Source organism: Micromonospora parastrephiae (assembly GCF_016802865.1).
Lineage (GTDB): Bacteria > Actinomycetota > Actinomycetes > Mycobacteriales > Micromonosporaceae > Micromonospora > Micromonospora parastrephiae.
In genome coordinates, this window is record NZ_JAEVHM010000383.1 from 1 (window position 1) to 1,872 (window position 1,872).

The 1,872-nt window shown below is 72.5% G+C and carries 3 protein-coding genes; 1 reads left to right on the forward strand and 2 read right to left on the reverse strand.

The features are described from left to right. A partial coding sequence (locus tag JNW91_RS31220) for a putative RNA methyltransferase (protein WP_407664420.1) occupies positions 1-302 on the reverse strand: 302 nt, incomplete at its 3' end. A gap of 1 nt (position 303) precedes the next feature. After that, positions 304-594, reverse strand: a complete 291-nt coding sequence (locus JNW91_RS31225) for a MarR family winged helix-turn-helix transcriptional regulator (protein ID WP_238426035.1) — start codon at positions 592-594, stop codon at positions 304-306. A gap of 108 nt (positions 595-702) precedes the next feature. Between JNW91_RS31225 and JNW91_RS31230 the strand changes: the two genes are divergently transcribed. Further along, entirely contained in the window at positions 703-1,782 is a 1,080-nt protein-coding gene (locus JNW91_RS31230; RefSeq protein ID WP_203179028.1) for an adenosine deaminase, read from the forward strand. The last annotated feature ends 90 nt before the right edge of the window (positions 1,783-1,872 follow it).

A 1,872-nucleotide genomic window follows, 5' to 3' on the forward strand; every position in this document is an offset into this window, starting at 1 on the left:
GCATCCACCACCAGGGGGTACGCCCCGAGGCCCGGCACGGCCTGCGCCGCGGCGTCGGCGAGGGCGGCCGAGATCAGGTCGTAGTGTCCGGCGGCGAGGAAGTCGGCTCGGGCGGCCACCATCTCGGCGGTGTCCCCGACGTGCGGGGCGCGGCCGGCCAGCAGGTTGACGTACCCCTGCCGGGCCAGGTCGAAGCTGTGCCGGCGCGGGCAGCGCAGAGCGCGGGCGGTGCCGGCGGTCGCCTCGGCCAGCGGTTCGCCGCAGACCGGGCAGCGCAGCCGTTCGAGGATGCGGGGTTCCACGTCAGACCTCCGGCCCGCGCCGGGGGCGGGGGGTACGGCCCGGCGCGAGGTGGTCGACGACCCGATGGGTGAACGCGCCGAGCGCCTCGACCTCGGCCGGGGTGAGCAGGTCGATGAAGTGTCGACGGACGGCGGTCACGTGGTCCGGGGTGGCGGCGTCGATGGCGCCACGACCGGCCGGGGTGAGCACGACGATGGCCCCGCGGGCGTCGTCGGGGCACTTTTCCCGGGTCACCAGGCCGCGCTGCTGCATCCGGGTCAGGTGGTGCGAGAGCCGACTGCGTGAAGCCACCGTGGCGCGTCCATGCCGGTCAGCCTAGCGTCTTGGTTGACATGTCATCGAATCGGAGGATGAGCGGGCTGGCTCTACCCGCCCGAGCAGGCTGACTAGGGTCTGAGCATGGTCGCAACAATCCGGTACGAGGACATCGTCAAGGTCCCGAAGGCGCTGCTGCACGACCACCTCGACGGCGGGCTGCGGCCGGCGACGATCGTCGAGTTGGCGGCGGAGGTCGGCCACGAGCTGCCCACCACCGACCCGGAGGCGCTCGGGCGCTGGTTCGTCGAGGCGGCGGACTCCGGGTCGCTGGAGCGCTACCTCGAGACGTTCGCGCACACCGTGGCGGTCATGCAGACCGCGCCGGCGCTGCGCCGGGTGGCCCGCGAGTGCGCGCTGGACCTGGCCGCCGACGGGGTGGTCTACGCCGAGGTGCGCTTCGCCCCGGAGCAGCACCTGGAACAGGACCTGAGCCTCGACGAGGTGGTCGAAGCGGTGCTTGCCGGGTTCGCCGAGGGCACCGCGCAGGCCGTCGAGGCGGGCCTGAGCATCCGGGTGGGCACCCTGCTCACCGCGATGCGGCACGCCGCCCGTTCCCAGGAGATCGCCGAGCTGGCCGTGCGGCACCGCGACGCCGGGGTGGTCGGCTTCGACATCGCGGGCGCCGAGGCGGGCTTCCCGCCCACCCGGCACCTGGACGCCTTCGAGTACCTGCAACGGGAGAACGCCCACTTCACCATCCACGCCGGCGAGGCGTTCGGTCTGCCGTCGATCTGGCAGGCGATCCAGTGGTGCGGCGCGGACCGGCTCGGTCACGGGGTACGGATCGTCGACGACATCACCCCGGGTGGGGTGCCGGTACTCGGTCGGCTGGCCGCCTACGTGCGGGACAAGCGCATCCCGCTGGAGCTGTGCCCGTCGTCGAACGTGCAGACCGGCGCGGTGGCCTCGATCGCCGACCATCCGATCGGCCTGCTGCGGGACCTGCGGTTCCGGGTCACCGTCAACACCGACAACCGGCTGATGAGCGGCACCTCGATGTCGCGCGAGATGTCGCTGCTGGTGGAGACCTTCGGTTACGGCTGGCGGGAGTTGCAGTGGTTCACCATCAACGCGATGAAGAGCGCCTTCATCCCGTTCGACGAGCGGCTGCGGATCATCGATGAGGTGATCAAGCCGGCGTACGCCAAGCTGCTGGCCTGACTCCTCAACCGTGCGGGTGGCCGGCGAGCAGGCCGGCCACCCGGCGCAGCACCTCCCGCGCGCGGGCCGCCTCGGCGCCGAGCCCGGTCT

Coding starts and splice junctions, on each gene's coding strand:
- JNW91_RS31230 (WP_203179028.1), top strand. CDS start 703: ATGGTCGCAACAATCCGGTACGAGGACATCGTCAAGGTCCCGAAGGCG.